Origin of the sequence: Sphingobium sp. LMC3-1-1.1 (assembly GCF_040676285.1) — a bacterium.
In the GTDB taxonomy this organism is placed as follows: Bacteria; Pseudomonadota; Alphaproteobacteria; order Sphingomonadales; family Sphingomonadaceae; genus Sphingobium.
Genome location: NZ_JBEGHQ010000089.1, coordinates 147209 through 171696 on the forward strand (window position 1 = coordinate 147209; position 24488 = coordinate 171696).

The window sequence follows — 24488 nt, forward strand, 5'->3', positions numbered from 1 at the left end:
GGTCAGCTAGCGCTTCTCCCGGAATTTGGATCCCGATAGTATGGTTCGTCGAAGCACGGAGTATGACGCACATGGTTGGCACGCCGATCCCGAAGGACATCTTTACCGAACCGGAGAATGTCGATCCGGATACCCTCGCCAATCTCGGCCCGCTGAGGCGTTTGGCCGGAATATGGGAAGGCGACAAGGGCAATGACCTCAATCCGAAGGCGGACGGCCCGGAGCAGCGCCAATATTTTGAGCGGGTCGAGATGCAGCCGATCGATCCCCAGACGAATGGCCCCCAACTTCTCTACGGCCTGCGCTACCACACCCATATCGGCACGCGCGAAGAGGACATCACCTTCCACGACCAGATCGGCTATTGGCTGTGGGAGCCTGCAACCGGCCTCATCATGCAGACACTGGCTATCCCTCGTGGCCAGGTCGCGCTCGCATGTGGACAAGCCGGGAAGGACGACATGACGCTGAAAGTGAAAGCCGTTCGCGGCCAGACCGATTATGGCATCTGCTCCACGGACTTTCTGGAGCAGGCGTTCCGGACCGACAGCTACATGCTCGAAATCGATTTTGCCGCAGATGGCTCCTGGACATATACGAGCGAGACCATGCTGATGGTCAAAGGCCGCAACGAGCCGTTCACCCACCGCGACACGGGCAGCCTTAAGAAGGTGGGCGATGCCGATCTCAATCCCTGGCTCAGGATCGTTCGTGCCAAGGCCGGCGGGCCGGGCTGATGGGGGGAGCCGCGACGACGTTTCACTATTTCGACACCAGGACCTGGCTTGGCGCGGTGATTCTTGCGGCGCTGCTGATCGGAGCCGCGATCCTCATTTCCTGGCTGGTGCGACGCGCCTTCACGACGCTCATCGCACATGACCGGTCCGAACGCATCGACCAGATCACGATCTCGTTTCTCAGCCACCTGGCAATCCTGATCATATGGCTGCTGATCGGCGCGCTGTACGCCCATCTTGTTCCGGCGCTTAACCGTCTCAGCACCGCCTTGCTCGCCGGGGTCGGGCTGATGTCGGTGATCGTCGGCTTCGCCGCCCAGACGACGCTGGGCAATCTGGTCTCTGGCGTTAGCCTTGTATTGTACAAGCCATTCCGCCGTGGGGACCGATTGCAGGTCGTCGCGCCCAATAAGGATCAATTCGACGTCGGTGTTGTCGAGGATATCACGCTGGGTTTCACCATCCTGCGCACGGATGATGGCCGCGAGATCATCATAGCCAATGGCACGATGGCGCAGCAGACAATGATCAAACTGCCACGCAGCGAGAAGGATGGCGCATGAGAGCCGTGATCGCCGCCTCAGCTTTCGGAATGCTTGGTCGATCGCCTAATTCACGATGAGGGAACGGGGGCGTCTGTCAGGAGCAGGCATTCGGACATCTATCCCGGAACGCCCGGCTCTGGTCGGCACAGGCTTCAAGGAAACTCCTCCGTCTTACATCGGCAAGCTGCGAAGTGAGTATGGCGCCCATTCACTTCGCCGGACGCCATTCACTTCGCCGGACGAAGGCGTCGATCATCTATAGGGCGACCGGGAACCTTCGTGCCGTCCAGATCCCTCTCGGTCATAGCAAGATCGAGAACATGGTTCGCTATCTCGGCATTCTTGGCGAGGGGCCATTCAGCGTAACCACAAGCGGAGCACTCCTCCGACCAGCGCCAACGCAAGAACGCTCGTCGCCCAAATTCCGACGAACCATCCAAGCCGGCACAGCCAAAGCGGCATCAATGATAGCCCTCCGCCCCTACCTTGCCGCGAAACACCCAATAGGACCACGCAGTATAGGCCAGGATGACGGGCACCATGATCGAGGCCCCCACCAGCATGAACATCTGGCTGCGGTGAGGCGCGGCCGCTTCCCAGATCGTCACCCGCGCTGGAATTACGTCGGGCCAGATCGAAATGCCAAGGCCGACGAGGCAAAGTCCGAACAAGGCAAGCGCCCAAAAGAATGGCTGCGCATCACGCTTCCGACGCAGGCTGCGATAGAAGAGCAATGTCATGATCACTGTGGCAAGCGGCACCTGCGCCGTCGCCACTATGCCGGGGAAGCTCAGCCAACGCTGATAATATTTTGTCTCCAGCCCCAAGGTCGCGAGACTGATTGCGCCGATCATGATCAGAAGGCCGATGCCCAGTCGACCGGCATAGGTCACCGCCTGCCGTTGCAATCCGCCCTCGGTTTTCCAATTTAGCCAGCAGGCACCGAGCAGGGCATAGCCCACCAGCAGACTAATGCCGGTCAGCAGGCTGAACGGTGACAACCATTCCCACCAGCCGCCGGCATAGCTGCGACCCTTGACCGTGATACCCTGAAGAAGCGCGCCAAGCGCAATTCCTTGCGCGAAGGTGGTAATGACCGAGCCGGTGGTGAACGCCTTGTCCCAGAAGGCGCGGTGCGCCGGATCGCGCCATCGAAACTCGAAGGCGACACCTCGAAAGACGAGTCCCAGCAGCATCGCGATCATTGGCGCGTAAAGCGCTGGCAGGATGATCGCATAGGCTAGCGGGAATGCAGCGAGCAGACCGCCAACGCCCATCACCAGCCAGGTCTCGTTTCCGTCCCACACCGGCGCGATGCTATTCATCGCGGTGTCACGGTCCTGGCCGACCTTGAAGAGAGGAAAGAGGATGCCAATGCCGAGATCGAAGCCATCCATCACGACATAGGCAATGATCGCAAAGCCGATGATGCAAGCCCAGATGACAGTGAGATCGATCATGCCGAAGCTCCCTCGATGATAGCTGGGGCGGGGGTGATGCCTGCGCTGCGGATCGGTGCGTCATCGGGCGGGGTTTCATGCGCTTGGGGCGGCTTCTTCATCAGATGCAGGAGATACCAGATGCCCATGCCGAAGACGGTGAAATAGACGATCGCAAATGCGAGCAGCGACGAGGCGACGGCGGGAGCATCCAGAGGCGAAGCGCTCTGTGTCGTCCTTAGCAAGCCGTAGATCGTGAACGGCTGGCGCCCGACTTCGGTTACCACCCAGCCGGCCAGCACGGCGACAAGTCCGGACGGTCCCATCAGGACCGCGAACCGATGCAGCATCGGCCAGTCGTAAAGCGCCTTGCGCCAGCGCGCGATGAGGCTCCACAGCCCGATTGCGAGCATGGCAAACCCAATGCCGACCATGACGCGAAAGGCCCAGAAGACGATGCCGGCGGGCGGTTGGTCGGCTTTCGGTACAGTGTCGAGACCCTTCAGGGGCGCGTCGAGTTCGTGCCTGAGGATCAGCGACGAGGCCTTTGGTATCTCGATGGCGTAGTCGACCCGCTGTTCCTTGCTGTTCGGGATGCCGAACAGGATCAGCGGAGCGCCGTGCGGGTGACTCTGGTAATGGCCCTCCATTGCCATGACCTTCACCGGCTGATGCTCGAGCGTATTCAGTCCGTGCATGTCGCCGGCGAAGATCTGGATCGGCGCAACGATCGCTGCCATCCACATCGCCATCGAGAACATCTTGCGCGCGCCCGGATTGGCGCGGTCCTTGAGAAGATGCCAGGCACCCACCGCGCCGACGATGAAGGCGGTCGTCAGATAGGCCGCGAGGACCGTGTGGAACAGGCGATAGGGGAAGCTGGGATTGAAGATGATCGCAAGCCAGCTTGTCCCGGGCAGGAACTGACCGTTGGCGCCGATCTCATAGCCAGTCGGCGTTTGCATCCAGCTGTTGACCGCCAGGATCCAGAAGGCGGAAATAAAGGTCCCCAGCGCCACGGCTAGCGTAGCGACAAAGTGCAGCTTGCGCCCGACCTTGTTGATTCCGAACAGCATGACGCCGAGGAAGCCGGCCTCCAGGAAGAAAGCGGTCAGTACTTCATAGGCCATCAGCGGCCCGATAACTGGACCTGCCTTATCGGAAAACACCGACCAGTTCGTACCGAACTGGTAAGACATGACGATACCCGAGACGACGCCCATCCCGAACACGACAGCGAAAATCTTGAGCCAATAGCGGAACAGATTGGCATAAACGCCCTTGCCGGTCTTCAGCCACAGGGCTTCCAGTACCGCCAGATAGCTTGCCAGCCCGATGGAAAAGGCGGGGAACAAGAAGTGGAAGCTGACCGTAAAGGCGAATTGCGCCCGCGCAAGAATGATGGCGTCCATGGATGTCCCCGTTCAGCTGGCGAGTGCGGACCAGCTCTTGAATAGCATGTAGATGGCGACAATGAGCACGAAGATCGCGAACAGGCTGTTCAATCGGCCCTTTTCGGCAGCCATCACCTGGGATGTGCGTGTGCCGATGATGCTTCCGACGATGCCGCCCGCGATGAAAACGCTGGCGAGGCCCCACAGGACATAGCCAGAAACAGCATAGTTGAGCGCGGTGGTCAGGCCGAAGGCGGCGACCGCCACCAGCGAAGTGCCGATAGCGCGCAGGATCGGCATATGTGTCGACGCAATCAGGCCCGGTACGATGAGGAAACCCCCGCCAATTCCGAAAAAGCCGGAAAATGCCCCGGTGCCGAGACCATAGCCAACCACCTTGCCAACGTTCTCCCGGTTACATTGCGCGCCTTCTATGCCCTGATCGCCGCGTCCGCGGAACATCAGGAACGCCACCACGACCATCAGGATAGCGAATAGAAAGAGCAGCCTGTGTCCGTCGATGCTCTTGCCGAGGGTCGAGCCGCCGAGCGCGCCGATGACGCCTGCCGCCGCATAGATCCCGCCGCACCGCCAGTTCACCGTCCGGGCATGGGCATGGTTCCAGAGACCGGCGAGCGCGTTGACCGCGACCGCCAGAGCGCTGGTGCCGATAGCCTCGTGCGGATTGCGGATCCCCACGAGATAGAGCAGCAAGGGCACGGCGAGGATCGATCCGCCGCCGCCGACGAGCCCGAGCACGAACCCGACGAGCGCGCCCGAGAGACCGCCAAGGGCATATTGCATCGGCTCCAGCATGGCTCAGTGCGCCGCCCCGATTGCATGCGGCGCGACCATCCATTCGCGCCCCTTGAGCATGCCGTGCCAGTAGACCGGCGGAAGGATCGTGTCTTTCAGCAACCACGACAGGCGGGAGGGACGCGTCCCGTCGATCAGCCAGTTGGGGAAGCTGGGTAAGAGTTTGCCGCCATAGCCGAATTCGGCGAGGACGATCTTGCCTGCCTCGACCGTCAGCGGGCAGGAACCATAGCCGTCATAGTCCGCGACCGGTTCCTTGCCTTCAAGAGCAGCGAGAACGTTTACCGCGACGACCGGTGCCTGCTTGCGTGCGGCGGCTGCGGTCTTGGCGTTGGAGGCGGAGCAGGCGTCGCCCAGTGCGAACACGTTGGGATAGCGCAGGTGCTGAAGCGTCGCCTCGTCAACCTCGATGAAGCCGGACGCGGCCGCGAGCGGACTCGACCGGACAAAATCCGGAGCGACCTGGGGCGGTACGACATGGATCATGTCGAAGCGTTCATCGACCCGTCGCGTGCCATCGCCATCCTTGCGCTCGAAGGTGGCGACCTTCGCCGCGCCATCGATGGCAACCAGCTTCGATTCGAAATTCAGGTGCGCGCCATAACGCTCGACATATTCCATGAGCGCAGGGACATAGGCTGCGACGCCGAACAACACCGCACCGGCAGTGTGGAACTGCACGTCGATGTCCTTCAGGACCCCGGCCTTTTCCCAGCGATGACAGGAGAGATACATGGCCTTTTGCGGCGCGCCGGCACATTTGATCGGCATCGCAGGCTGGGTGAACAGCGCCCGCCCGCCCTTGAATTCCTTGACAAGCCGGTTGGTATAGGGCGCGAGATCGTAGCCGTAATTGGAGGTGACGCCGTTCTTCCCGATCGTTTCGGCCAGACCTGGTATGGCATTCCAGTCGAGCGTGATGCCGGGACAGGCGACCAGGACCCGATAGCCGACGTCGCGACCGTCACAGAGGATCACCTTGTTCTCGTCGGGGACGAAGCCGGAGGCGGCGGTGCGGATCCAGGTGACCTGCCTGGGCATGACCCGCGCTTCGGCGCGGCGCGTGAATTCCTTGTCGAACACCCCTGCGCCCACCATCGTCCAGCCCGGCTGGTAATAATGCACCTCCGACGGCTCGATGACGGCGATATCAAGTTTGGGATTGCGCTTCAGGAGGCTGGACGCCGTTGCAATTCCGGCAGCACCGCCACCGACGATCACGACATCGTGAATCCTGGGAGAGGAAGCCGAGTTCTCCTGCGATTGGGCAAGCTCGTAGAGCTTCGTCGATCGAGCGCCGGAGCGACAGAAAGCCAGGATCGGCTTGGGAAGGACCGCAATCGCCTCCGCCATGGCGTCGACATTGGCGTTGGCGATCGCGCCTGAAGCTGCGGGCACATGGGCGAAGCGCAGGCCCGCTTGCTGGGCAGCCTCGCGGATCTGGTCTGCCGTAATTTGCCCCGGTTCCTCGCCGTCGGGCCGGTTGCAGATGATGGCCTTGAACCCCTGGGCTGCAATCGAGGGGATATCGGCGATCGTAAGCTGGGGCGATACGGCGAAGTCTGTGTTCAGCGGTTTGATGTCCATGATTGCTCCTCCACCCGCTGCCGCGCGGGGCTGTTATCTCATTATGTGGTGATGCGGTGGATGGTCATGCCGGCCAGCATGGCGACCACGAATATCCCGGCCTCGAACGGGGCGATCAGCAAGTCAGCCAGCGCCGGTCCGGGGCACAGGCCCCCGATGCCCCAGCCGATGCCGAACAGAGCTGCGCCCGCCAGCAGCTTCCCGTCGATCAGGCGGGTGCCGGGCAGGTCAAAGGCGTTGCACGCGACGGGCTTCGTCATGCGTTGCTGGATCAGCCAGGCTATCGCCATCGGAACCATCGCCCCCGCCATCACAAAAGCGAGCGTGGGATCCCATGCGCCGAAGAGGTCAAGAAAGGCACGCACACGTGCAGGGTCGGCCATGCCGGAAACGGCAAGTCCAGCGCCGAACAGCAGGCCAGACGCGAGCGCGAGCGCAACCTGCCTCATAGCCAGCCTCCCAGGCGCATCACGCCAACCGTTGCAAAGCCGCTGGCCATGAAAGTGAAGGTTGCCACTATCGACCGCGGCGACAGCCGCGAAAGGCCGCATACCCCGTGGCCGCTGGTGCAGCCCGACCCGAGCCGGGTGCCCAGGCCGACAAGCAACCCCGCCCCGATGAGTTGCAGGATGCCCGCGCCGAAGCGGGTTTCAACACCACCGCAAACCAGTGTTACCAGCATCGCGCCCAGTGGCAGTCCGACCACGAAGGCGATGGCAAGCGCACGCGGCGCCCCAGCGGTGGCGATGGCGGTCGCGCGGGCCAGCATGCCGCTGACCCCCGCGATCCGGCCAAAGCCCAGCAACATGATGGCGGCGGCAAGGCCGATCATCAGGCCGCCCAGAAATCCGGCAACGGGCATTGCATCGGGAAAGCCGGGCAAGGTCATAGCGCGTTGACCGGGATCTTGAGGTAGGTGATGCCGTTGTCCTCAGGCGGCGGCAGGTGCCCGGCGCGCATGTTGACCTGGACCGAGGGCAGGATCAGGCGCGGCATCGCGAGCGTCTTGTCGCGGGCCTCGCGCATCGCGACGAATTCGTCTTCGCTCACGCCGTCGTGAATATGGACGTTGGAACTGCGCTCCGCCTCGACCGTGGTTTCCGACACATAGTCCGTGCGCCCTTCGGGCAGATAGTCGTGGCACATGAACAGCCGGGTTTCCGGTGGCAACGACAGGAGCCGTTTGGCGGACTGGTAAAGGGTACGGGCATCCCCGCCGGGAAAATCGGCGCGGGCCGTGCCATAGTCCGGCATGAACATGGTATCGCCGACAAAGACGGCGTCACCGATCACATAGGCAATGCAAGCCGGCGTGTGGCCCGGCACATGGAGCACGGTGACGTCGAGATTGCCAATGCGGAAGTGGTCGCCATCCTTCCACAGATGATCGAAATCGGAGCCGTCGCGCTCGAAGTCCGTGCCGGCATTGAACAGCTTGCCAAAGGCTTCCTGCACGGTGACGATATGCTCGCCGATGGCGATCTTCCCGCCCAGCTTCTCCTGCAGATAGGGCGCTGCCGACAAGTGATCGGCATGGGCGTGGGTCTCCAGGTGCCAGTCGACCAGCAGTCCCTTCTCCCCAACATAATCGAGAACTGCGTCTGCCGCGCAGAAGGATGTCCGACCCGAAGCCGGATCATAGTCCAGCACGCTGTCGATGATCGCGGCGCGTCGGCTTTCGGCATCGTGAACGACGTAAGTCACCGTGAACGTCGGTTCGTCGAAGAATGCCTTGATCTGCGGGACGCCAGTCTGCGCGGCCGAGATTTGCAACGATGCAGCTTCAAGTGAGGAGTCGATCACGGAAAACCTCATAAATTCACATTTACATATATTGTGTAATCGAATAATTCTATTGCGTCAAGAAACTAGAGTGTCGAAGGAAGCATTATGGAAACCAGTCAAAGGATCGAGGGCAGGCCCCCGCGTATCGGAGAACCCGCGCCCGATTTCCGCGCGCGCTCGACAACCGGCGAAATCCAGCTCTCCAAGCTGCGCGGACGATGGGTGATCTTCTTCTCTCATCCCGCGGATTTCACGCCTGTCTGCAGCACGGAATTTGCCGAGCTCGCCCGGCGCCAGTTGGAGTTCGATGCGCTCGAAACCTCGCTATTGGGGCTGTCTGTCGACAGCCTTTACGCGCACATGGCGTGGGTCAGGGCGATCCGCGAGACGCTGGGAGCCGATGTCCGATTTCCCATCATAGAGGATCCGAGCATGGCGATCGGGCGTGCCTATGGCATGATCGATGAACAATCGGCCGACAGCATGGCGATGCGATCGACATTCTTCATCGACCCGGAAGGAGTCATTAGAGCGATCACTTGCTATCCCCACAATGTGGGGCGTTCGGTGGACGAGATGCTGCGGCTGCTCAAGGCATTGAAGGCGGTGGAAGGAGCCGACACGCTGGCGCCTGAAGGATGGCGGGATGGACAGCCGCTGCTCTCAGCACCCTCCGACGTCTCCGGAGATCGTCAGGATTGGTTTTGCCGTTTTGTGGACGCGCCATGAAAGCGGCATTTTACGAAGACCGCGACACTGCGACCATCGCTGCTGAAAAGCTGAAGGTCTTTGCTCAACCGCAGCGCCTTATGATTCTGTCGTGCCTGTTGCGCGGGGAACGCAACGTCTCGGAGATTGGCGAAGCGACCGACATCGCGCAACCCGCGCTCAGCCAGCAGCTGGGCGAGTTGCGCCGCGCCAACCTCGTTCAAACGCGCAAGGAAGCTAAATTGGTGTGGTATGCGCTTGCTGACGAGGATGTCGCCCTATGTGTCCGCACAATGGAAGCGATTTTCGGAGGCATAGGCAAAATAGACGATGTTCGCGGCGCTGCGAAGCCGGCCCGCGGCCAGCCGCTGTCGGGCGGTGTCGCTGGTTTCGCTCAAATTTTGGATTGAAAACTTTCTGTCGCTAGAACGATTTCCAAGCGATCGGAACCGATTGCTGGTTAAGAAATCGCGGAAAACAAGGAATCCAGGGCGGCGATCCGATTCAATCAGATCGAAACCCGCTCTAGCGCCCAGGCGCCTGACTCTTGACTCTGCTGACTCCGCAAAAATCACATCGGCAGTCGGTGCAGGAGCCAGGGATTATCGAAACGGACACACCGTCAGGCTTCAGAGGGATACGGCGTATATCGTGCCGATCATCGGCGCAGCGATTAGGCCGGGCGGTCTTGCACCAGCCGGAGCGGCACGATTGCTGTGAACTGACATATTCGCACCCGGACCGGAACGGCGCATGTTGGGTCCGCGTCCGCGCCGAGCGCCCTACCGGTTTGCTTTGGAACAAAGCCCTCGTTCCCGCCCACGTCGCTAAGCGTCGCGTTGTACCGAGAGCCGACATCTACCGTTTGGCCACATCGGTGTCGTTTGAGGAACGGGAAGGCGCAAACCATTTTCTGAAATTACATGACTTCAGACATCTTCTTGCGTTGCGGGCCAGCATGCCCCAACCTGCCTCATAATTCACGATACCACTTGAGTTTGGATAACGAGCCTAAGCTTTCGCTCAATCGCTGGCACCTTCATCATCTTGCTCAGATAGAAACTTCGTGTCTGCCACGATGGCTCTGCTTCGCCGCCGCCATGACCTGCATGACATTGAGGGCCTCCTCAACTGGGACAGGACCAGGTCCTCCCATCGCGATTGCGTCTCTGATTGCTGCATAGAACTGTCGATAGTCTCCCGGAATTGATGCGACGGGCATCCCGCCCTGTTCACATTCCGCCACTTCAAAAAGCGTGCCTGGTTCCCGGTCCACGCCAAATTCGGGGCATGATGGGTTGCCCCCTGCCTTTAATTGCTGCTCTTGGGGATCCATGCCGCGCTTGATGAAACTTCCCGATGTGCCATGGACGGCCATGCGCAAGCTGTTGTCGAGTGTCAGCTGGCTGGCATGCAAGACAACACGAAGGCGCGGATAACGCAGCAGGATGTGGAAATAGTCATCGGCCAGACCTCCGTATTTCTGGATCCCCAGATCGGCGTAGACTGCTGCTGGCATACCAAATAGTAACAAGGCCTGATCGATCAGATGTGGGCCAAGATCGTTGAAGATGCCTGCGCCGGGTCGTTCGCGCCACCGGTCGCGGAGTTCGGGACGAAAACGGTCGAAATGGCTTTCGAACTGCATGATTTCACCCAGCCTGCCTGACGCAATCAGCGATCTCAGAGTGAGAAAATCGCTGTCCCAGCGACGATTGTGGAACACCGACAGGAGCCGATTGGCCTGCCGTGAATGTTCGGCAACGCTCCGCGCGTCTTCGAGTGTGAGAGCAAAAGGTTTGTCGATCACGACATGTTTGTTGGCATCGAGAGCGGCATGGGCTTGCGGCACGTGGAGCGGGTCGGGAGTGGCGATCACGACCAGATCGATGTCAGGATCGGCCAGAGCTTGATCAAGCCCCTCGAACACTCTTGCCGCGGGAAGATCCGTGTGGACCTTGGCGGGGCTTGTGGAGACCACCGCGGCGAGTTCGATCCCCGGCGTGGCCGCAATCAAGGGCGCGTGAAACGTCCTGCCGGCATAGCCATAGCCGACCAGAGCGACCCTCACGACTGGATGAACCACAAGCACGCCCTCCCACAATATGATCGGCACTCGATCCCCGGAATAAGAAACCCGCAGCCAGGGAAGTTCCCCGACTGCGGGCATAGGTGCTCCCCGGCAGGGTTTCTACATCTTGACGCGAACCCCGACGTGAACGCCTGGCCAATCGTGTCATAGGCGCCCGAATAGGGGATTGAGAAGGTCGTCGTTGGCTTCGGCGAGGGCGGCGGATCCTTGTCGAACAGGTTACTGATGGTGAGGAAGGCCTCGAAGCGCTCCATGACCTTCGTCGTGAGGGTCACGTCGGTATAGGCCACAGCCGGGATATCGTTCTCGGGAATGCCGATCCCTTCGACCAGGTTGGTATCGATCAGCGATTTGCCGATGATCCGTTCCTGCAGGAACACGCCGAAGCTGTCCGAATTGTAGTTGATCTGGAAGATCCCGCGCCAGCGCGGATTGGTCGCAGCGCCGCGCTGGTTGATCACGGACCCCACGGCGGGACGGATGTAATCGGCGCTGTTGATGTTGACAAAGCCGCGCAGGGCTAACTGGCCCGATCCCAGATTTGTGCGATATTGCGCTTCGATGTCCCAGCCTTTGACCCGCTGCGGATTGAGGTTGAACGGCGGCGTGATGACCGTGAGCGCACCGTTTGACAGGCTCTGCAAGGCGCAGAAGGTCTGATCACCGGCCGCGCAGAGATTGACCTGCTGCTGGGCCAGCAACCCGGCAATCGCGTTGTTCACGTCGATCTTGTAGTAGTCGACCGATGCCTGGAAGCCGGGAAGGAAGCCGGGCTTCAGTACCACCCCGGCAGTAAGAGTCCGCCTTTTCGGGAGTCAGGTTCGGGTTGCCGCGGGTCAGCTGGAACAGTGGAATCGTGTTTCCGCCGAAGGTGATGGTGGCACTCGAGAACTGGCTGCCGTTATAGAGGTCGATCATCGAAGGCGCCCGAATGTCGCGCGAGCGGGTCAGGCGGAAACGGATGTCGTCGACCGGCGCCCAGTTGGCGCCAAGCTTCCAGGTCGTCGCATCGAATGAGCTGGACGAAGGCGCCGACGTGGAGACACCTCTGGCGAAGGTGTAGACCCGGCCATCTGCGCTGTACCTCGCGCGGCGGACGGCTCCGTTGAGATCGAGCTGATGGAAGAACGGCTTGCCTTCGACCAGCGGAACCCCCACCTCCAGATAGCCCTCAACCACCTTGATCGCGCCGCTGAACGGCTGCGGATTGAAGAAGCGGAATGCGCCTTGGCGCCGTTCTGGGCCGATGGCGTGCCAAGGATGCCGGTGAAGCTGTTGACCGTCTGCGACAGGGCATCCGATGTCTGGTTGGCCTTGTCGCTGCGATATTCGATACCTGTTGCCAGTGAGATCGGCGAGTTGCTGGCAAGGAAGGCACCGCCGAGTTCACCGCGCAGGTTCAGAGCGATGTTGTGCTGGGATCCACTCGTCGTGATGCTTCCCGTTCTTCCATTCGGCCTTCTGTTCAATGTGAACCCTGAGGGCCGCCGCCTTGAAGGTCAGAATTGCCGGATCTCACTCCCATTCTTGCGGGGCCACTGCGGTTCTGCAAGCAGTAGGGCAATTAACGTGATGCCTCACTCTGAGAGAGCTTCGCAACAGCCGAAATATGGCGTCGCATGGAAATGTCACGGGGATAACCGACCGGCCGGCTTGTACGACCGGGCTTCGTCCACGAGGCTCTGCATCCGGGCGATCTTGTCCTTGCGTACCTGGTCGCGGCGGATCAGGTCGCGCACATAATCGCTCGCATTGCTGTAGCGGCCGGTTTCGGCCTGCGCCTCGACCCATTGCTTCATCGGATCGGGAAGGGAAATGTTCATGGTGGCCATGGGCGGACTCCTTGTCCAGAATATGCCAAGGACCGCCAATTCTTGTTAAATTCACCAGTCCCGACCCAAGGTCTAATTGTCCCTTTCCGCAAAAGGTTCATCCTGTTCCCAACTTTCAGACGAGTCCGGGAGAGGATGGATGTTACAGCAGGCAATGGCGCGGTTCGCGGGGAAGACGCTGGTTCGCGACACCTATGACAATTTCATCGGCGGCCAATGGGTGAAGCCGGTTCGCGGGGAATATTTCGACAATCTTTCGCCGGTGACGGGCCAGAGCGTGTGCAAGATCGCTCGCTCGACCGCCGAGGATATCGAGCTGGCGCTCGACGCGGCGCACAAGGCGAAGGAGGGTTGGGGCCAGCGATCGGCGACCGAGCGGGCTAACATCCTCAATCGCATCGCGCAGCGGATGGAGGAGAATCTCGACCTGCTCGCCATGGCCGAGACGATCGACAACGGCAAGCCGATCCGCGAGACGACCGCGGCCGACATTCCGCTCGCCATCGACCATTTCCGCTATTTCGCGGCCTGCGTGCGGTCGCAGGAAGGTTCGATCGCCGAGATCGACCATGACACGGTCGCCTATCATTTCCATGAGCCGCTGGGCGTGGTGGGGCAGATCATCCCCTGGAACTTCCCGATCCTGATGGCGGCGTGGAAGCTGGCCCCGGCGCTGGCGGCGGGTAATTGCGTGGTGCTGAAGCCTGCCGAGCAGACGCCGATGTCGATCATGGTGCTGATGGACCTGGTCGGCGACCTGATCCCCGAAGGCGTGCTGAACGTCGTCAACGGATTTGGCGTGGAGGCCGGCAAGCCGCTGGCCACAAGCAAGCGGATTTCGAAGATCGCCTTCACCGGGGAAACCACCACCGGGCGGCTGATCATGCAATATGCCTCGGAAAACCTGATCCCGGTGACGCTGGAGCTGGGCGGCAAGTCGCCCAATATCTTCTTTGCCGACGTGATGGAGGCGGACGACGACTATTTCGACAAATGCCTGGAAGGCTTTGCGATGTTCGCGCTCAACCAGGGTGAGGTCTGCACATGTCCGAGCCGGGCGCTGGTGCAGGAAAGCATCTACGAGAAGTTCATCGAGCGCGCCGTCGCCCGCGTGCAGAAGATAGTGCAGGGCAGTCCGCTCGACCCCGCGACGATGATCGGGGCGCAGGCGTCGAACGACCAGCTGGAGAAGATCCTTTCCTATATCGACATCGGCAAGGATGAGGGTGCCAAGGTGCTGACCGGGGGTACGCGGGCGCATCTGGGCGGCGAGCTGGAGCAGGGCTATTATGTGACGCCGACCGTGCTGGAGGGGCACAACCGGATGCGCATCTTCCAGGAGGAGATTTTCGGTCCGGTGCTGTCGGTCACGACCTTCAAGGACGAGGCGGAGGCGCTCGCCATCGCCAATGACACGCTGTACGGCCTGGGCGCGGGGGTGTGGAGCCGCAACGGCAACACCGCCTATCGCATGGGCCGCGCAATCCAGGCCGGGCGCGTGTGGACCAATTGCTACCACGCCTATCCGGCGCATGCGGCCTTTGGCGGATACAAGCAGTCGGGCATCGGGCGCGAGACGCACAAGATGATGCTGGATCACTATCAGCAGACCAAGAACCTGCTGGTCAGCTATTCGACCAAGGCGCTGGGGTTCTTCTGAGGCGCGTGGCGGGTCGCATGCCGAAGGCGGATTGTTTCCCCCTTCACGCCTTCGGTTCCGGCGGGCGCCTCTCCCGGGCGCCCGCCTTTTCGTCTCCGTGCCGATGGTGGGAGGGAGAAGGGAGAACATGATGAACCTGCCGCCCCGCATCCTGGCCACGCCCGGCGCCGAGGCGCTGATCGCGCGGCTGACGGCGCGCCACGGGCCGTTGATGTTCCATCAGTCCGGCGGCTGTTGCGACGGGTCGGCGCCGATGTGCTTTCCGCGGGGCGAGTTCAGGGTCGGGGGGCAGGACGTGCTGCTGGGCCATGTGGCGGGCGAGGTGGACGGGGGGGTGCCGGTGTGGATCGGCGCGGCGCAGTTCGAATATTGGCGGCATACCCAGGTGACCATCGACGTGGTGCCGGGCCGGGGCGCGGGCATGTCGCTGGAAAGTCCGGAGGGGGTGCGCTTCATCGTGCGGTCGCGCGTCTTCAGCGATGAGGAGAATGCAGCGCTGGAAGCGGCGGGAGAACCCTTGCGCGGCGGATGATTAGGCATAGACAGTAAGAACAGGAGAACAGGCGGGGAGAGGAACATGACGGTGCTGGCATCGGAGATCGCCTTTGCGTCGAGCCATGCGGGCGATCCGGCCAGGGCCATGGCCGAAGTCGCCGGGCAATTGGGAAAGGAGCCGCTGGCCGGGATGCTGCTGTTTTGTTCGCACCGTTTCGACCGTGAGGCGCTGGCGCGGGCGGTCAATCGCAGCGCGGAGGGCGTGGTGGCGATCGGCTGCACCAGTTCGGGCGAGCTTACCGAAAATGGGTATGACGAGGACAGCCTGAGCGTCATCGGCTTTCCGGCCTCGGCCTTTCACATGAGCTCGATCTGCTTCGATGACATAGAGAATTTCGATCCCGCCGCCGCGCGGCAGGCGGTGCGGGGGCTGGCGGCGCGGGCGGAACGGGAAAGCCGCCATCTGGGCGAGAAGGTCAATCATGTCGCGCTGTTCCTGGTCGACGGCCTGTCGCACCGAGAGGAATTGCTGACGATGACGATCCAGGACGCGCTGGGCGATATCGCGCTGATCGGCGGGTCGTCGGGCGACGGGCTGGTCTTTCGCGAAACGGCGGTGTTCCATGGCGGGCGCTTCCACGCCCATGCGGCGGTGGTGGCGATCCTTTCCACGCCGCGCCCGATCCATGTCTTCAAGGCGCAGCATTACCAGCCGAGCGCGGCGAAGATGGTCGTCACCGGCGCCATCCCGCAGGACCGGATCGTGACCGAGATCAATGCGGAACCGGCCGCGCAGGAATATCTGAAACTCGCCGGCCATGGGGGCGAGGCGCTGGGCGTCGCCTTTTATGCCGCCCATCCGCTGATGGTGCGGGCCGGGGGCGATTATCATGTGCGGTCGATACAGAGCGCCAATCCGGACGGCAGCCTGACCTTCTATTGCGCGATCGACGAGGGGATCGTGATGACCGTCGGCGAGCCGGTGGACCGGATTGCGCGGATGGACGCCCTGTTTGCGGACATCGCGGCGCAGGTGGGGCCGGTGGACCGGATCATCGCCTTCGATTGCGTGTTGAACCGCATCGATGCCGAACAGCGGCAGATCAGCCGCGCGGTGTCGGAACTTTACGGGCGGCATCGGGTGATCGGCTTCAACACCTATGGCGAGCAATATCATGCGCTGCACGTCAACCAGACATTCAGCGGCCTGGCCATCGGACGGTGAGAGAGGTCGCCCTCTCTTCCGCCGAGCTGGAGGCGTTGCGGGAAGAGAACCGCAAGCTGCGCAAGATCAACGCGGCGCTGATCGACCGGGTCGAACGGTCGAGCGACATGGCGGGCAATGCCTTTTCGATGTTCGAGACCGCCATCTCGCTGGAAGCCATGGTGCGCGAGCGGACGGCGCAGCTGGAGGAGGCGCTGGCGAAGCTGGCGGAGGTCAATGCCGACCTTGCTGCCGCCCATGGTCATGCCGATGCGGCGCGGATGCGGCTGCGCGATGCGATCGATTCCGTCAACGAGGGCTTTGTGCTGTTCGATGCGGAGGACCGGCTGGTCCTCTATAACGAAGCCTATCTGGGTTTCTGGCCGGAGATTGCGGCGCACATCCGCGAGGGCATGAGTTTCGACGAGATCGCCCGGCTGGCCGCGGCGCATCATCGCCCGGTGGGGCAAGACCGCTGGGTGTCCGACCGGCTGGCGCGCCACAGCGTGGCGGAGGGCGGCCATGTCCAGGCGCTGTCCGACGGACGCTGGGTGCAGATCAATGAACTGCGCACCAGCGAGGGCGGCATCGTCGGCATCTATACCGACATCACCGAGGTGAAGACGGAGGATGCCCGCGACCGGGCGCGCGAACTGGCCGAGCGCAACATCGTGTTGCAGGCGACGCTCGACAATCTGTCGGAGGGCGTCTGCCTGTTCGACGCGGAGGGGCGACTGGCGGCGTGGAACGAGGCGTTGCAACGGCTGCTGGAATTGCCGGAGGAGTGGGCGCAGGAGGGCGGCACCCATGCCGCGCTGCTGGATTGGTGCCGGGGCCGGCTGGGCATGGATGACAGGGGCTGCCTCGACCGGGGCGGCGCGCGCCATCGCAGCGAGCTGGTTCATGCCGGGGGACGCAGTTTCGAGATCCGCAGCAACGCCATGGAACGGGGTGGGCAGGTGATCGGCTTCACCGAGGTCACCGACATGCTGCGCGCGCAGGCGGCGCTGCGCGAGACGGCGGAGACGCTGGAACGGCGCGTGGCGGAACGCACGTCGGAACTGGAGGCGGAGGTAGCGGAGCGGCGCCAGATCGAGGCGCAGCTGATGGATGCCAAGACGGCGGCGGAAAAGGCGAACCTGTCCAAGACCAGCTTCCTTGCCGCGGCCAGCCACGACCTGTTGCAGCCGTTGAACGCGGCGCGGCTGTTCGTCGCGGCGCTGGGCGACCGGCGGCTGGCGCTGCCCACACGGGCGCTGGTCAACCAGACGTCGACCGCGCTCGATTCGGTGGAAGACCTGCTGGAGGCGCTGCTGGAGATCAGCCGCCTGGATGCTGGCGCGATCCAGCCGGAGATCAGCGATTTCCGCATCGACCGGCTGCTGGACACGCTGCGGACGGAATTCGCGCCGATGGCCCGTTCGGCGGGGCTGACGCTGACGGTCGAGGGTCTGGCCGACGAAGGAGGGCCGATCTGGGTACGGTCCGACATTCGACTGTTGCGCCGTATCCTCCAGAACTTCCTGTCCAACGCCTTGCGCTATACCCAGCGCGGATCGGTGCGCGTCACCTGCGTGGCGGAGGGGGAGGGGATAAGGCTGAGCGTCGCCGACAGCGGCCCCGGCATCCCCCCGGACAAGCAGCAACTGATCTTCGAGGAGTTTCGCCGCCTCGAAACGCATGGGGGCAGAGGCGCGGGTGGCAAGGGGCTGGGCCTGGCCATCGTCCGGCGGGCGAGCGACATGCTGCGCCATGAGGTGACGCTGGAATCCGTGCCGGGGCAGGGTTCGACTTTTTCGATCCGCGTGCCGCGCGGCGGGGCGGTGGTGGAGGAAGGGGAGGGCGGTGCCGCGCAGCGCAGCGACCGTTCGATGCGCGGGCTGAAGGTGCTGGTGGTCGACAATGAACGCGCGATCCAGACCGGCATGGCCACGCTGCTGGGCGGCTGGGGCTGTGCCGTGGCCACGGCGGCGGGATTTGAGGAGGCGGTGGCGGCCTTCGCGGACGAGGACGCGCCCGACGTCATCCTGGTCGACTATCATCTGAACGACGGCGAGACCGGGGATGGCGTGATCGAGCGGCTGCACGGCCATTTCGGGCGGGCGGTGCCTTCGGTGATGATCTCGGCCGACCGGGGTGAGGCGCTGAAGGCGCGGATGGACGGCTGGGGCATTCCGCTGCTGGGCAAGCCGGTGAAGCCGGCGCAGTTGCGCGCCCTTTTGCGGACGATGTTGAAATAGGGCTGAAACAGGGCGTGCCCGGCGATCGGATTCAGGAAGGACGCAGGTTTCGGCGCTTCATTTCGTCCAGCACCGCCTGTTCGAAGCCGCTGGGCCGTTTCGTGTCGCCGATCCTGCGGCGGATGGCGAGCAGTTGCTGGTCCGTCAGATCGGCCGCGTCGGCAGCGTCTTTCAGATGATCGTGCACGGCGAATCTCCGGATCACGGCGGTGAGAAGTGTCGCACGAAAGCCGGGCAGGGGCAATTTACCGGAAAGTTCTAGTACGATCGGAGAGCAGGGGGAGGCCGCCCCGTCCGGGGAGCGGCCCGCCCATCTTCATGCCGCCAGGTCGAAGCGGTCGGCGTTCATCACCTTGGTCCAGGCAGCAACGAAGTCGTTCACGAACTTGTCGCCCGCATCGGCGGAGGCATAGACCTCCGACAAGGCGCGCAGTTGCGAGTTCGATCCGAACACCAGGTCGACGCGCGTGCCGGTCCATTTCTGTTCGTTGGACGTGCGGCAGGTGCCGGTGAAGATGTCCTTCTGCCCCTCGGCTTCCTTCCAGGCCGTGCCCATGTCGAGCAGGTTGACGAAGAAGTCGTTGCTGAGCGTGCCGGGACGGTCGGTGAACACGCCATGCGGCGAACCGCCATGATTGGCGCCCAGCACACGCAGGCCGCCGACCAGCACCGTCATTTCCGGGGCGCTGAGCGTCAGCAACTGGGCGCGGTCGATCAGCAGTTCCTCGACCGGGACATTGAACGGCACGGGCAGATAGTTGCGGAAACCGTCGACCTTCGGTTCCATCACCTCGAAATTCTGCACGTCGGTCTGTTCCTGCGACGCGTCGGTGCGGCCCGGAGTGAAGGGCACCTCGATCGAGCGCCCGCCATCCCTCGCCGCCTTCTCGATCGCCGCCGATCCGGCCAGCACGATGAGGTCCGCGAGCGAGACCTTCTTCGCCCCCGCGACGTCGAACTCGGCCTTGATCTTCTCCAGCGCGGAGAGGACGCGGCCAAGCTGCTCCGGCTGGTTCACATCCCAGTCCTTTTGCGGGGCAAGGCGGATGCGCCCGCCATTGGCGCCGCCGCGATGGTCCGACCCGCGATAGGTGGAGGCGGAGGCCCAGGCGGTCGTCACCAGTTCAGCCACGCTGAGGCCCGACGCCAATATCTTCTGCTTGAGCGAGGCGATGTCCGAAGCGTCGACCAGCGGATGGTCGACCGCCGGGATCGGATCCTGCCAGATCAGGTCCTCGGCCGGTACTTCGGGGCCGAGATAGCGCGCCTTGGGCCCCATGTCGCGATGGCACAGCTTGAACCAGGCGCGGGCGAAGGCATCCTCGAACGCGGCGGGGTCATTGCGGAAGCGTTCGGAGATCTTCCGATATTCCGGGTCCATCTTGAACGCCATGTCGGCGGTCGTCATCATCGTCGGCACGCGCCGGTCGGGGCTGTGCGCGCCCGGCGCCATATCCTCCGGCTTCTGATTGACCGGCTGCCACTGCTTGGCGCCCGCCGGGCTCTTCACCAGTTCATATTCATAGTCGAGCAGCATGTGGAAGAAGCTGTGGTCCCAGGTCCGGGGCGTGGGCGTCCACGCGCCCTCGATGCCGCTGGTGATGGTGTGGTCGCCCACGCCGCTTTCATAGCCGCTCTGCCAGCCCAGGCCCTGCTGCGCTATGTCGGCGCCCTCGGGTTCCTTGCCGACCTTGGACGCGTCGCCCGCGCCATGCGCCTTGCCGAAGGTGTGGCCGCCCGCGGTGAGCGCGACGGTTTCCTCATCGTTCATGCCCATGCGCAGGAAGGTTTCGCGGATGTCGCGCGCCGATTGCAGCGGGTCGGGATTGCCGCCCGGTCCTTCGGGATTGACGTAGATGAGGCCCATCTGGATCGCGGCGAGCGGGCTTTCGAGGGCCATGTTCTTTTCGGGCTGGATGCGGGTCTCATTGCCCTCCTGCCCGACCCAGAATTCCTCCGTGCCCCAATAGACGTCCTTTTCCGGCTCGAACACGTCGGCGCGGCCGCCGCCGAAGCCGAAGACCGGGCCGCCCATCGATTCAATGGCGACATTGCCGGCGAGGATCATGAGGTCGGCCCAGCTCAGCTTCTGCCCATATTTCTGCTTGATCGGCCACAGCAGGCGGCGGGCCTTGTCGAGATTGGCATTGTCCGGCCAGCTGTTGAGCGGGGCGAAGCGCTGCGAGCCGGAGGAGGCGCCGCCGCGGCCGTCGCCGGTGCGATAAGTGCCCGCCGAGTGCCAGGCCATGCGGATGAAGAAGGGGCCGTAATGGCCGTAATCCGCCGGCCACCAGGGCTGGCTGTCGGTCATGAGGGCCGTCAGATCCCTTTTCAGCGCGTCATAATCGAGCGTCTTGAAGGCTGCGGCATAATCGAAATCGTCGCCCAGCGGATTGCCGGACAAGCCGTTCTGCTGGAGAATGTCGAGCGAAAGCTGGTTGGGCCACCAGTCGCGATTGGTGCGCCCCAGCAGGGATCGAAGCGCCGCCGGCTCCTTCATGGGGCAGGCCAACGGATCATTGCTCGTCTTTGCGTCCATTGCACGGGTTCCTTTCAGCTTCTCCGGATGGGGGGGATTTTAGGCCATGGCCGGCAAAGGGGGAACTGCGACGGCCATGTTATTTTTCCGATGACTGTATGGAATTTATTGCATGAAAGGGGAGGCGCCCGCCCCTGATCCTTCAAGCGGGGTGAACGACTCCGCCCGATGGCCGCTCGCCTAGATGCTGAACGCGAAATGGCTGGCGCCCTTTTGCAGCCGCCGCCAGTTTTCCGCATTCATGTGCACCAGCGTGTGATGGTCGCCGCCCTCGAACCAGACATCCTGACCCATCAGCATGTCGTCGTCGATGATGGTCTTCAGCCCGTAGGCCGCGCCGACCGGGGGCAGCGCGCCGAGGTCGCAATCAGGAAACAGCGCCGCGGTCGTATGCTCCTCCGCCAGGGACACGTCGCGGGCCAGCCATTGCTGCAGGAAGTTGAAGCTCACATGTTTGGAAGAGGGGAGGACGGCCAGCAGATATTCGTCGCCCGCCTGCACCAGCACGGCCTTCGCCACCTGCCGGCCGGGGACATGCGCTGCCTGCGCCGCCCGCGCCATCTCTGTCGAGGGTTCATGCGGCCATTCGTCGAACCTGGTGCCGCAGCGGTCCATATAGCCGCGCAATCTCTGGGAAATCGCCATGACATCCTCCATCGGCCTGTGCCCGGGGGCATGGTCAGCGGGGCGTCGTGCGCGGTGCCGGAAATGGGGGCCGGCACAAGGGCGGGCGGCGAGTCTGGCCAATGCCGTCTATAGGTGAAGAATAGCAGATTTGCCGACGACAAGCGATCCCGCCCTGGAACCCTCAATCGGCGCGGAAATGCACCCGATTGGCCTTGATCACCGCCTGGGTGCGGCTGAGCACGCCCAGCTTCTGGAGAATGGCGGAGACATGCGCCTTGATGGTGGTCATCGACACGCCGAGATCATGTGCGATCTGCTTGTTCAGCCGGCCGCGCACCAGATGCGCCAGCACCGTTTTCTGCTGCGGCGTGAGGCTGTCGATACGGCGGGCGATCTCATCCTCCTCCGCGGTGGGAGCGATCGTCTCGCCCATGGCCTCCGGCAGGTAGATCTCGCCCGAGACCACGCGATGGAGCGCGTCGACAATGGCGCTGCGCTTCAGTGACTTGGGAATGAAGCCCGCGGCGCCGGCGGCCAGCGCCTCCTGCACGATCGGGCGGTCGAAGGCGCCCGACACCATCACCACGGGCAGGATCGGAAAACGATCGCGCAGCAGTTTGAGGCCATCCAGGCGGCGGACATCGGGTATGTTGAGGTCGAGCAGGATGAGGTCGAAATTGTCCTGCTTTTCCAGCAAGGCGACGGCCTCTTCCATGCTTGCCGCCTCGAAGATCTCGCAATTGTCGAAGCTGATCGCGATCACGCTGCGCAGCCCGTCGCGCACGAGGGGGTGATCGTCGACGATCAGTACCCGCTCCATGATTGCCTCGCCACCCATATACTGGCCCACCCCTTGCCCCGGATAATCGGACAAGTCATGGGCCGTGGCAAGCCGCATCGCGCCAGGCGGGACCGCCCGGATGGAGGGGATGTGGTTGCCGCGGCCCATGACGATCATCGTGCTTATCCCTTATTTAGGCAGCTTGAACACCCAGAGCGAACCGCCCTGGTTGATGTCCTTGAAGCTCTTGGCGACTTCGCCGCCCCAGAGCGGCACCGCGCCACCCCAGCCGGACATCACCGCCACATATTGCTCGCCATCCTGTTCCCAGGTGACGGGGCTGCCCACCACGCCCGATCCGGTCTGGAACTTCCACAGTTCCTGGCCCGTCTTGGCGTCGAAGGCCTTGAGATACCCCTCCGGCGTGCCGGTGAAGACGAGGTTGCCCGCGGTCGAGAGCACGCCGCCCCAGAGGGGCGCCTTGTTCTTATATTCCCAGACGATCTTGCCCGTCTTGGGGTCCATGGCGCGCAGCGCGCCGATATGATCCTCCGCAATGGGCTTGATGGTGAAGCCGGCGCCCAGATAGGCTGCGCCCTTCTTGTAGGCGATCGGCTCGTTCCAGATGTCCATGCCCCAGTCGTTGGACGGGATGTAGAAGAGGCCGGTGTCCTGGCTGTAGGCCATGGGCATCCAGTTCTTTCCGCCCAGGAAGCTGGGGCTGGCGAAGACCGACGATCCCTTGGCCGCCTCGCCCGGTGCGCCGGGGCGATTGGCGTCGTTGTAGTTGGGCCGGCCGTTCTTGTTGAAGCCATTGGCCCAGGTCGTCTGCATGACGAACTTGTTGGCGCTGACGAACTTGCCGTTGGTGCGGTCGAGCACGAAGAAATAGCCGTTGCGGTCTGCCTTCGCGCCCAGCTTCATCGCCTTGCCGTTGACGGTGGCGTCGAAGGGGATGAATTCGTTGACGCCGTCGAAATCCCAGCCGTCATGCGGGGTCGTCTGGAAATGCCATTTGATGACGCCGGTGTCGGGATCGATCGCCAGCGTCGAGCTGGTGTAGAGATTGTCGCCGGGGCGCAGATGGCTGTTCCACGGCGCGGGGTTGCCGGTGCCAAAGAAGAGCAGGTTGGTTTCCGGATCATAGGTGCCGCCCAGCCAAGTGGCGCCGCCGCCGGTCTTCCACAGGTCGCCCTGCCAGCTGGCGTTGGTCTTGCCGGTGATGCCGTTGTCCCTGCCATTGAGGGTGCCCATATGCCCCTCTATGGTCGGGCGGCGCCAGACCAATTCGCCGGTGTTGACGTCGCGCGCCTCGACCGCGCCGACAATGCCGAATTCGCCGCCGCTATTGCCGTAGATCACCTTGCCCTTCACCACCATGGGTGCGGCGGTGGCCGAATAGCCGGCCTGATAGTCCGCGATCTGCTTGTTCCAGATGACCTTTCCGGTGTGGCGGTTGAGCGCGACCATGTGCGCGTCCAGCGTCGCGAAGATGATCTTGTCGCCATAGATCGCCGCGCCGCGGTTCACCACGTCGCAGCAGGGCATGATCGCTTCGGGCAGGCGGGCGTCATATTGCCACTTTTCCTCGCCCGTGCGCGCGTCGAAGGCGAACACGCGCGAATAGCTGCCGGTGACGTAGATGGTGCCGTCATAGACGATCGGCTGCGCTTCCTGCCCGCGCTGCTTTTCCCCGCCGAGCGAGGAGGCGAAGGCGGGTACCAGCCTTGCGACATTGGAGGCGTTGATCGCCTTCAGCGGGCTGAAGCGCTGCGCCTGCGGACCCATGCCATAGGTCAGAACGTCGCCCGGCGTCGCCGCGTCGTTCATGAGGTCCGCATCGGTTGGACCTTCGGCCAGCAATGGCGCGGCGGCAACCGCCAGGCTCAGGATCGCGGCGCCGGACAGGGCTCGCGTCAAACGTCCTTTCATTCTTTCCTCCCTCTGTTGAAAGGGCGTGCTCGGCGCCCCCGACCGCTGCAGATTATTGCACCTGTTGTGCGCAGC

At 62.9% G+C, this 24488-nt stretch carries 23 protein-coding genes and 2 pseudogenes; 9 read left to right on the forward strand and 16 right to left on the reverse strand.

Annotated elements, in window-relative coordinates; all coding sequences use genetic code 11:
- Nucleotides 1-62: 62 nt before the first annotated feature.
- The 3 genes and pseudogenes from MRBLMC3_RS22810 to MRBLMC3_RS22820 form a co-directional block, all read left to right on the forward strand.
- A complete protein-coding gene (locus tag MRBLMC3_RS22810) occupies nt 63-737 on the forward strand; it encodes an FABP family protein (RefSeq protein WP_363832657.1) in 675 nt (224 codons plus the stop codon).
- Nucleotides 737-1300, forward strand: coding sequence for a mechanosensitive ion channel domain-containing protein (locus MRBLMC3_RS22815; RefSeq protein WP_363736691.1), 564 nt, complete (start codon nt 737-739; stop codon nt 1298-1300). The genes MRBLMC3_RS22810 and MRBLMC3_RS22815 overlap by 1 nt, the downstream gene beginning before the upstream one ends.
- 200 nt (nt 1301-1500) lie before the next feature.
- A pseudogene (locus MRBLMC3_RS22820) lies at nt 1501-1623 on the forward strand (integrase); the annotation flags it as partial.
- A gap of 16 nt (nt 1624-1639) precedes the next feature.
- On the opposite strand, the gene MRBLMC3_RS22825 reads toward MRBLMC3_RS22820, so the two are convergent.
- The 8 genes from MRBLMC3_RS22825 to MRBLMC3_RS22860 are packed head-to-tail and all read right to left on the reverse strand — an operon-like array spanning nt 1640 to nt 8321.
- Nucleotides 1640-1744, reverse strand: coding sequence for a DUF2474 family protein (locus tag MRBLMC3_RS22825; RefSeq protein ID WP_363736689.1), 105 nt, complete (start codon nt 1742-1744; stop codon nt 1640-1642).
- Complete coding sequence (cydB, locus tag MRBLMC3_RS22830) at nt 1744-2742, reverse strand: cytochrome d ubiquinol oxidase subunit II (RefSeq protein WP_363832659.1); 999 nt, start codon at nt 2740-2742, stop codon at nt 1744-1746. Before cydB ends, MRBLMC3_RS22825 begins: the two co-directional genes overlap by 1 nt.
- Nucleotides 2739-4133, reverse strand: a complete 1395-nt coding sequence (locus MRBLMC3_RS22835) for a cytochrome ubiquinol oxidase subunit I (RefSeq protein WP_363832662.1) — start codon at nt 4131-4133, stop codon at nt 2739-2741. The genes cydB and MRBLMC3_RS22835 overlap by 4 nt, the downstream gene beginning before the upstream one ends.
- Nucleotides 4134-4145: 12 nt before the next feature.
- Nucleotides 4146-4931: a sulfite exporter TauE/SafE family protein gene (locus MRBLMC3_RS22840; protein WP_363832663.1), complete on the reverse strand. Its 786-nt coding sequence runs from the start codon at nt 4929-4931 to the stop codon at nt 4146-4148.
- Between the two features lie 3 nt (nt 4932-4934).
- A complete protein-coding gene (locus tag MRBLMC3_RS22845) occupies nt 4935-6518 on the reverse strand; it encodes a TIGR01244 family sulfur transferase (protein ID WP_363832666.1) in 1584 nt (527 codons plus the stop codon).
- A 41-nt stretch (nt 6519-6559) separates the two neighbouring features.
- Nucleotides 6560-6967 (reverse strand): DUF6691 family protein, encoded by a 408-nt coding sequence (locus tag MRBLMC3_RS22850; RefSeq protein WP_363736683.1) that lies wholly within the window; start codon nt 6965-6967, stop codon nt 6560-6562.
- Complete coding sequence (locus MRBLMC3_RS22855) at nt 6964-7407, reverse strand: YeeE/YedE family protein (protein ID WP_363832669.1); 444 nt, start codon at nt 7405-7407, stop codon at nt 6964-6966. The genes MRBLMC3_RS22850 and MRBLMC3_RS22855 overlap by 4 nt, the downstream gene beginning before the upstream one ends.
- A complete protein-coding gene (locus tag MRBLMC3_RS22860) occupies nt 7404-8321 on the reverse strand; it encodes an MBL fold metallo-hydrolase (RefSeq protein ID WP_363832672.1) in 918 nt (305 codons plus the stop codon). Before MRBLMC3_RS22860 ends, MRBLMC3_RS22855 begins: the two co-directional genes overlap by 4 nt.
- An 87-nt stretch (nt 8322-8408) precedes the next feature.
- Here MRBLMC3_RS22860 and MRBLMC3_RS22865 point away from each other — a divergent pair, with 87 nt between their 5' ends.
- Together MRBLMC3_RS22865 and MRBLMC3_RS22870 are read left to right on the forward strand one after the other, a co-directional pair.
- Nucleotides 8409-9032 carry a peroxiredoxin gene (locus MRBLMC3_RS22865; RefSeq protein ID WP_363736680.1) on the forward strand — a complete coding sequence of 208 codons (624 nt, stop codon included), beginning with the start codon at nt 8409-8411 and terminating at the stop codon, nt 9030-9032.
- Entirely contained in the window at nt 9029-9421 is a 393-nt protein-coding gene (locus MRBLMC3_RS22870) for an ArsR/SmtB family transcription factor (RefSeq protein WP_363736679.1), read from the forward strand. Before MRBLMC3_RS22865 ends, MRBLMC3_RS22870 begins: the two co-directional genes overlap by 4 nt.
- A 641-nt stretch (nt 9422-10062) precedes the next feature.
- Here MRBLMC3_RS22870 and MRBLMC3_RS22875 read toward each other — a convergent pair.
- From MRBLMC3_RS22875 to MRBLMC3_RS22885, 3 genes and pseudogenes are all read right to left on the reverse strand, one after another.
- Nucleotides 10063-11127, reverse strand: coding sequence for an oxidoreductase (locus tag MRBLMC3_RS22875; RefSeq protein WP_363832674.1), 1065 nt, complete (start codon nt 11125-11127; stop codon nt 10063-10065).
- Nucleotides 11079-12282 (reverse strand): annotated as a pseudogene (locus MRBLMC3_RS22880) (TonB-dependent receptor). Before MRBLMC3_RS22880 ends, MRBLMC3_RS22875 begins: the two are co-directional and overlap by 49 nt.
- Nucleotides 12283-12731: 449 nt before the next feature.
- On the reverse strand, nt 12732-12935 hold the full coding sequence (locus MRBLMC3_RS22885) for a type II toxin-antitoxin system ParD family antitoxin (protein WP_363736676.1): 204 nt from the start codon (nt 12933-12935) through the stop codon (nt 12732-12734).
- Between the two features lie 139 nt (nt 12936-13074).
- Between MRBLMC3_RS22885 and adh the strand changes: the two genes are divergently transcribed.
- The 4 genes from adh (at nt 13075) to MRBLMC3_RS22905 (ending at nt 18534) form a co-directional block, all read left to right on the forward strand.
- The gene (gene adh / locus MRBLMC3_RS22890; RefSeq protein WP_363736674.1) at nt 13075-14595 is read left to right on the forward strand and encodes an aldehyde dehydrogenase; all 1521 of its coding nucleotides are present in this window, start codon (nt 13075-13077) and stop codon (nt 14593-14595) included.
- A 130-nt stretch (nt 14596-14725) separates the two neighbouring features.
- The gene (locus MRBLMC3_RS22895) at nt 14726-15127 is read left to right on the forward strand and encodes a DUF779 domain-containing protein (RefSeq protein ID WP_414714682.1); all 402 of its coding nucleotides are present in this window, start codon (nt 14726-14728) and stop codon (nt 15125-15127) included.
- 45 nt (nt 15128-15172) lie between these two features.
- Nucleotides 15173-16315 (forward strand): FIST N-terminal domain-containing protein, encoded by a 1143-nt coding sequence (locus tag MRBLMC3_RS22900; protein WP_363832679.1) that lies wholly within the window; start codon nt 15173-15175, stop codon nt 16313-16315.
- Entirely contained in the window at nt 16312-18534 is a 2223-nt protein-coding gene (locus MRBLMC3_RS22905) for a hybrid sensor histidine kinase/response regulator (protein ID WP_363736668.1), read from the forward strand. The genes MRBLMC3_RS22900 and MRBLMC3_RS22905 overlap by 4 nt, the downstream gene beginning before the upstream one ends.
- A gap of 31 nt (nt 18535-18565) precedes the next feature.
- Here the strand turns inward: MRBLMC3_RS22905 and MRBLMC3_RS22910 are convergent, their stop codons facing one another.
- The 5 genes from MRBLMC3_RS22910 to MRBLMC3_RS22930 all read right to left on the reverse strand — a co-directional run bounded on the left by MRBLMC3_RS22910 (nt 18566) and on the right by MRBLMC3_RS22930 (nt 24413).
- Complete coding sequence (locus MRBLMC3_RS22910) at nt 18566-18721, reverse strand: hypothetical protein (protein ID WP_363736666.1); 156 nt, start codon at nt 18719-18721, stop codon at nt 18566-18568.
- Between the two features lie 129 nt (nt 18722-18850).
- Complete coding sequence (gene katG / locus MRBLMC3_RS22915; RefSeq protein ID WP_363832681.1) at nt 18851-21073, reverse strand: catalase/peroxidase HPI; 2223 nt, start codon at nt 21071-21073, stop codon at nt 18851-18853.
- 180 nt (nt 21074-21253) lie between these two features.
- On the reverse strand, nt 21254-21718 hold the full coding sequence (locus MRBLMC3_RS22920) for an aminoacyl-tRNA deacylase (protein ID WP_363736659.1): 465 nt from the start codon (nt 21716-21718) through the stop codon (nt 21254-21256).
- A gap of 163 nt (nt 21719-21881) precedes the next feature.
- On the reverse strand, nt 21882-22658 hold the full coding sequence (locus MRBLMC3_RS22925; protein ID WP_363736657.1) for a response regulator transcription factor: 777 nt from the start codon (nt 22656-22658) through the stop codon (nt 21882-21884).
- Between the two features lie 12 nt (nt 22659-22670).
- Nucleotides 22671-24413, reverse strand: a complete 1743-nt coding sequence (locus MRBLMC3_RS22930) for a methanol/ethanol family PQQ-dependent dehydrogenase (RefSeq protein ID WP_363832684.1) — start codon at nt 24411-24413, stop codon at nt 22671-22673.
- Nucleotides 24414-24488 lie beyond the last annotated feature (75 nt).

Excerpts from the sequence above, each read along its gene's own strand:
- MRBLMC3_RS22810 (WP_363832657.1), top strand. The coding sequence starts at position 63 with ATGACGCACATGGTTGGCACGCCGATCCCGAAGGACATCTTTACCGAA.
- MRBLMC3_RS22815 (WP_363736691.1), top strand. The coding sequence starts at position 737 with ATGGGGGGAGCCGCGACGACGTTTCACTATTTCGACACCAGGACCTGG.
- MRBLMC3_RS22825 (WP_363736689.1), bottom strand. The coding sequence starts at position 1,744 with ATGCCGCTTTGGCTGTGCCGGCTTGGATGGTTCGTCGGAATTTGGGCG.
- cydB (WP_363832659.1), bottom strand. The coding sequence starts at position 2,742 with ATGATCGATCTCACTGTCATCTGGGCTTGCATCATCGGCTTTGCGATC.
- MRBLMC3_RS22835 (WP_363832662.1), bottom strand. The coding sequence starts at position 4,133 with ATGGACGCCATCATTCTTGCGCGGGCGCAATTCGCCTTTACGGTCAGC.
- MRBLMC3_RS22840 (WP_363832663.1), bottom strand. The coding sequence starts at position 4,931 with ATGCTGGAGCCGATGCAATATGCCCTTGGCGGTCTCTCGGGCGCGCTC.
- MRBLMC3_RS22845 (WP_363832666.1), bottom strand. The coding sequence starts at position 6,518 with ATGGACATCAAACCGCTGAACACAGACTTCGCCGTATCGCCCCAGCTT.
- MRBLMC3_RS22850 (WP_363736683.1), bottom strand. The coding sequence starts at position 6,967 with ATGAGGCAGGTTGCGCTCGCGCTCGCGTCTGGCCTGCTGTTCGGCGCT.
- MRBLMC3_RS22855 (WP_363832669.1), bottom strand. The coding sequence starts at position 7,407 with ATGACCTTGCCCGGCTTTCCCGATGCAATGCCCGTTGCCGGATTTCTG.
- MRBLMC3_RS22865 (WP_363736680.1), top strand. The coding sequence starts at position 8,409 with ATGGAAACCAGTCAAAGGATCGAGGGCAGGCCCCCGCGTATCGGAGAA.
- MRBLMC3_RS22870 (WP_363736679.1), top strand. The coding sequence starts at position 9,029 with ATGAAAGCGGCATTTTACGAAGACCGCGACACTGCGACCATCGCTGCT.
- MRBLMC3_RS22885 (WP_363736676.1), bottom strand. The coding sequence starts at position 12,935 with ATGGCCACCATGAACATTTCCCTTCCCGATCCGATGAAGCAATGGGTC.
- adh (WP_363736674.1), top strand. The coding sequence starts at position 13,075 with ATGTTACAGCAGGCAATGGCGCGGTTCGCGGGGAAGACGCTGGTTCGC.
- MRBLMC3_RS22895 (WP_414714682.1), top strand. The coding sequence starts at position 14,726 with ATGAACCTGCCGCCCCGCATCCTGGCCACGCCCGGCGCCGAGGCGCTG.
- MRBLMC3_RS22900 (WP_363832679.1), top strand. The coding sequence starts at position 15,173 with ATGACGGTGCTGGCATCGGAGATCGCCTTTGCGTCGAGCCATGCGGGC.
- katG (WP_363832681.1), bottom strand. The coding sequence starts at position 21,073 with ATGGACGCAAAGACGAGCAATGATCCGTTGGCCTGCCCCATGAAGGAG.
- MRBLMC3_RS22920 (WP_363736659.1), bottom strand. The coding sequence starts at position 21,718 with ATGGCGATTTCCCAGAGATTGCGCGGCTATATGGACCGCTGCGGCACC.
- MRBLMC3_RS22925 (WP_363736657.1), bottom strand. The coding sequence starts at position 22,658 with ATGATCGTCATGGGCCGCGGCAACCACATCCCCTCCATCCGGGCGGTC.
- MRBLMC3_RS22930 (WP_363832684.1), bottom strand. The coding sequence starts at position 24,413 with ATGAAAGGACGTTTGACGCGAGCCCTGTCCGGCGCCGCGATCCTGAGC.